The sequence below is a fragment of the Streptomyces sp. NRRL B-24085 genome, from assembly GCF_001282115.1.
GTDB lineage: Bacteria > Actinomycetota > Actinomycetes > Streptomycetales > Streptomycetaceae > Streptomyces.
In genome coordinates this window covers 1-5308 of the sequence record NZ_LJBR01000578.1, presented here as the reverse complement: position 1 = coordinate 5308, position 5308 = coordinate 1, and the positions used below count along the sequence as shown (strand labels likewise).

Genomic DNA, 5308 nt, shown 5'->3' with positions numbered 1-5308 from the left:
GATCATCGGGTACCAGGAGAACACCAGGAAACACAGCACGGCTCCGATGAGGAAGCCGTGGGCCGTCAGGTTGCGCCTGAGGCTGTTGGCGAAGGAGCCGCCGCGGGTCGATGGGCCCGCCGCGCGCGGCTCGGGAGGGCGGGCGGGTCCCGCCTTGCTCGGGGTCAGGCTCGGGGCCGACATCGTCGCTCCTCGGTGCTGGGCTGCTGGATCTGCTGCCGGGCGGGGCCGCCCTTCGGCCGCCCCGCCCGTGCCGGTCACTGGTTGGCCAGGACCTGGTTGACCTGCGACTCGGCGGTGGCAAGCAGCTTGTCGACGTCGGCGTTCTTGTTGGTGAGGATGCCGGACATGACGTTGTCGAGGACCTTGTAGATCTCCTGCGCCTTCGGCGGCTCGGCCTTGCCCGGCACCGGGTTGTCCATGAACGTCTTGAAGTTGGCGACCGGCATGGTGGCGTTCGCCTGGCGCGCGGCGTCGTCCTTGGTCTTGGACTCGTTCAGCCAGAAGTTGGGCTGCGGCACACCGACCGGGAGCTTGTCGGCCTTGGTCCGCTCCCAGTTGAACTGGCCCTTGCCGACGGTGAGGTTCTTGAAGTTGAGCCAGGCGATCGCGGCCTTGATCTTGTCGCCGGAGATGCCCTGCTTGATCATGTAGTTGTTGCCGCCGGCGAGGGTGCTCTGTCCGCCGGGGATCGGGCCCATGCCGAAGTTCTCGTACTTGGCGCCGAGTTGTTGGACCATGTACGCGATGTCGTCCGGGGCGGCGAGGTACATGCCGAGCTTGTCGGTGGCGATCTGCTTCTGGAGGTCGCCCCACTTCAGCAACTGGGTCTTGCCCATGCTGTCGTCCTCCCAGCGCATGGCGTGGAGGTTCTCGGCGACCTGCTTGCCGAGGGTGTCGTTGAAGGCGGCCTTCTTGCCGCTCGCGTCGACGATGTTCCCGCCCCGGCTGTAGAGCTGGGCGGTGAAGTGCCAGCCGCCGGTGTTGCCGGCACTGTACTCACCGAATCCCGCGATGCCGTCGCCCAGTCCGGCGATCTTCTTGGCGGCGGAACGGACCTCGTCCCAGGTGCGCGGCGGGCTGTCGGGGTCGAGGCCGGCCTGCTTGAACAGCTTGCGGTTGATGAGCAGGCCCATCGTGTAGTTGCTGGTGGGCAGACCGTAGAGCCTGCCGTCCTTCTTGAGCTGGCCGAGCACGTTGGGGTCGATGTCCTTGAGTGCCGGCACCGACTTGTCGTTGACGTAGGCGCTGATGTCGGCGGCGCCGTTCTCGGAGAGCACCTGGTCCAGGTCGGTGAAGTAGGTGTAGAAGACGTCCGGTTGCGACTTGGCCTTCAGCATCGCGGTGAACCGGGCGGGCTCCAGGCACTGGCCGGGAGTGGAACGTCCCTCGATGGTGACGTTGGGATACGTCTTGTTGAACTCGGCGACGTCCTCCTTCCACTCCCTCAGCTCGGCCGCCTTCGCGGTCGGAGGCATGCAGTCGATGGTGATGGTCACCTTCGTCTTGGGGTCCAGCGGGGCGGACGGGTCGCTCGCTCCGTTCCCTTTGGAGTCGTCGCCGTCGTCGCTGCTGCTGGTGCCGCAGGCGGCCAGGGCGGTCAGGGTGAGCGCGGAGATGAGGGCGACCGCGCTGGCGCGACGCGTACGACGGAACCGGGCAACTCTCATGGGTGGGTCCCCTTCGGGCATGACGTGGAGGAGGCCCCACCGACTGTGCTCGGATGCGTTGTGGGGCGGGCCACACTCAACCACCACTGACAAGACAGCGCAAGATTATGCGTCAGATTTGTAATTGCGCGACATTCCAACGTCGCCTGAGCGTCAGGCATGCAAGGCGAACCTGCGCCGCGATCACTGCCGCGGGACGGACGGCGTATGGAGCCTGGTGGCTCGGCGTGCAGCCGTAACGGCCGCAAAGCGGAGGAGAAGCGACCGGCTGGACTCAGCCACGCGTTGGCCTGCTTCGCACGTGAGGACTGACGGCTGGGCGTCCCAACGCGCTTGGCCAAATTCCCCGTCCGTGGTGACGGTTGCTTGCGCGAGGGCTTGTGAACGTCGCAGCTGCTGGTCCTCAGGGCGCTCAAGGAGCACGGATTTCTTGTCAGCCCGAGCTTGACGCATGCGGTGCCAAGGCCAGCGACTTCCTGCTGGAGCCGGGCCGATACGGCAGACAGGGCCGTCCCGCCATCGTGGCCCGCTGGGCAGCCACTTCGGTCCGCAACCTGCAGGTGCCCGAACCGCCGGACGGCGGCTCTACGAGCGGGGTGTATGCAGGCGGGGACTGCGGATCATGCAGAGCCTGTGGCCGAACTCGTCAAGAACCCGAGGGTCATAAACAGATGCGCCCCGGATGCCGCCCGGTCGCTGACACGGACGCAGGTGCCGGGGACGAATCACCGGCCCAAGTGCCGTGGGGCCGAGCCCTGGGCCAGTCCGTCCAGGATGCCGCCGCAAACGGTCACACGCGCAGCGGATCCGGGTTGGCTGTTTCGGCGGACCGGTTTGGAGCACGACATGCATCAGCCGACATCTTCCCGCAGATGGAACGGCTTGCCGCAGGCCAACTGGGCTGGTGGTCCCGGGAGCCATGCGGCCTGCGGCCGCAGTCCCGGCACAGTCCGCTCGGCCGAGCGGACCGAACAACCCCCACCACCAAGTCCTGCATCCGGCGCCCGATTCGGCGGCAGTGCTCGCGCTGACCGGCACGCTCACCGCACAGGACACAGTCTCGCAGCCCACCGCTGTCTCCGCCGAGGACAGGAGCGGCATGGACCGGCCCCCGCGCGGACACGGCCTGAGGGAGATCGGGGACAGCGACCGCGACGGGCATGATCATCGATCACCGACCGCCGTCCGTCATCCACGACAGACGAACTGATGTCGGCCTGGATGAAGGTTGATCTGTCCGAGGAACGCGATCATGTGTGCAGGCGGGTGCCCCGCGCTTCACTGGCCGTGGACCCCTGTGCATGGGTGGTTCGGCGGTGAAGCGCGGGGCCGTGCGGGACGCTCCCGGTCACGAGGTCCGGTACGCCTCCACTTCACTGAGCTGCGCGGCCGGCCAGCCGGTGTTGGCGCTCACCGAAAGCCGCAGGTACCGCAAACTGGTGCCGGGCAGGGTGACGGTGGCCGTGTTGCCGGTCGCCGGGTCGAAGCGGTAGCCCTGCGCGCCGACGACGGTGCTGTAGGTGCTGCCGTCGGTGCTGCCCAGTACGGTGACGGTCTGGGTGCGGGCCTGCCAGGCGCTCTGCGGAGGCAGCTTCAGCACCAGCCTGCGCACGGGCTCGGCCGCTCCGAGGTCCACCGTCCAGGACTGCGGGAACGCGTTGTTGCTGGACTCCCAGTAGCTGTTGGCGTCGCCGTCGACCGCCTTGCCGGGCGTGTAGACGTCCTGGGAGCCGGTCGCGGTGGCCGGGCGGCCCTTGGCGAGGTTGCGGTTCGGGTCCGGCTCGGGATTGCCCTGCCCCGGCTGCGGCCAGGTCGAGCAGTCCGACCAGGTGCTGCTCCAGCCGGAGTTGCCGCCGCCGTCGGTGAGGGCGAAGGTGCCGGAGTTCACCGGGTAGGGGCAGTTGTAGACGCCTGCCGAGCCCACCGAGGTGGCGGTGACGTTGCGGAAGGTCGCGGCGCCCTGGGCCTCCGCCTGCACGACGACCGTGCCGGTGTTGCGGACGGTCGCGCCGTCCACGGTGACGTTGCGGACCGGGTAGCCCTGTCCCCCGCCGGACACGAACTCGAAGGCGCTGTACGGGCTGTCGGTGATCGTGGTGTTGGTGATGCTGACGGTCGCGTTGATCGCACTGTCGTAGGAGTCGACCCGCAACGCCCCCATGGGATGGTTCCAGTTGGGGTTCATGGCGCCGGTGCGCACGAGGGTGTTGCCGTCGACCGTGATGGTGCCGGCCAGCGGGAAGAACGGGTCGAGGAACTTCTGGTTGGAGATCGCGATGCCGCTGCCGAGGGCGTTGGTGTCGGAGACCAGGTTGTTCCGCACGGCGATGTCGGTGCCGCCGTAAATCGCGATGCCGTTGGCGAGGTTCGGCTGGGTGATGGTGTTGTTCTCGAAGCTGCTGTTGGTGTCGGGGGCGTAGAGCGACCACATGGCGAGGGCGTCGTCGCCCTGGTTGCGCAGGAAGTTGTTCCGCACGCGCACGCCCCGGGCGTTGCCGTTGAGGTTGAGGCCGTCGGCCGTCATGTCGAGGAAGCGGCTGTTCTCCACGACGAGGTTGTCGTTGTTGCCCGTCAGCCAGAGACCGACCTTGAGGTGCTGGAGCCACATCCCGGAGACCGAGCTCCCCGGGCCCAGGGAGCCGTTAACGAAGTTGTCCGGGTTGGAGTCGACCCGCTCGGTGACCTCGCCGACGACCGCGAAGTCCTTGATGTGGACGCCTCCGGCGGAACTCGACTGGTCGATGAACCGGGAGGAGTGCACGATCGAGTGCCAGTTCCCGGCGCCCTGGAGGGTGACGTTCTGGACGCCGCCCAGGGCGGACGTGAGCCGGTAGTCGCCCGGCGGGATCCACACCACTCCGTCCTGGGCGGCGGAGATCGCGTCCCGGAAGGCCTGGGTGGAGTCGCCGTTGCCGGTGGGGTCGGCGCCCTTGGAGGTGACGGACACGGACCCGGCGGGCTGGCCGGCGGCCGCCGCGACCTGCTCGAAGTCGGCCACGTCGAGGGTGACCTGGGCGCCGGTGGACTCGAAGGCGACCTTGTCGCCCGCCTGGACGTTCTGGCCCAGCAGGAGGCGGGCGTTGTCGAAGAAGTGGTGGGTCTTGGCGCCGGGGATCCAACCGGTGTCGATGTAGGAGTACTTGGAGGTCACCGGCAGCGTCTTCGCGAGTCTGGTGCCGTTGACGTAGACGTTCAGGGTGCCCGACTGGCCGTCCGAGACGCTGTAGGCGACGTTCACGGCGTTGGCGGCGCGCGGCACGGTGAACTCCACGCGCTGGCCCGAGCCGAGCCGGACCGCCTGCCGCCCGGACGCCTCCGAGGCGAGCGTGCCCTGGGTGTAATCGGGGCCGATCCTGGTGCCGGTCGTGGTGGCGGACTCGGCCTCGACCGAGGTGAAGGGCAGAGTGGCGCCCGCGGCCGCGTGGGCGGGCACGGAGGCGAGGGCGATGAGGGTGCCGGCTGCCAGGGCGACGGCCGTGCCGAGGGATGTCAGAGCGGCCGGCGTGGGCTTGGCTGGCCGAGTTGCAGCGGTTGGCTGCCATGTCATGTGCCTGACATGACGAGGTTGAGGGCGGCGTTGCATGTGCTGGTCCCTTCGAGGTGGGGGTACGGAACACGCACACCCGCTGAGGTGGGGG

At 68.3% G+C, this 5308-nt stretch carries 2 protein-coding genes and 1 pseudogene; all 3 read right to left on the bottom strand.

Annotation, left to right across the window (positions count from 1 at the left end; translation table 11 throughout):
• Positions 1-183, bottom strand: a pseudogene (locus AOJ26_RS39745) (sugar ABC transporter permease); the annotation flags it as partial.
• Positions 184-257: 74 nt separating this feature from the next.
• Positions 258-1670: an ABC transporter substrate-binding protein gene (locus AOJ26_RS39740; RefSeq protein ID WP_053853206.1), complete on the bottom strand. Its 1413-nt coding sequence runs from the start codon at positions 1668-1670 to the stop codon at positions 258-260.
• Positions 1671-3018: 1348 nt separating this feature from the next.
• Complete coding sequence (locus AOJ26_RS39735) at positions 3019-5217, bottom strand: discoidin domain-containing protein (RefSeq protein ID WP_234358794.1); 2199 nt, start codon at positions 5215-5217, stop codon at positions 3019-3021.
• Positions 5218-5308: the final 91 nt, after the last annotated feature.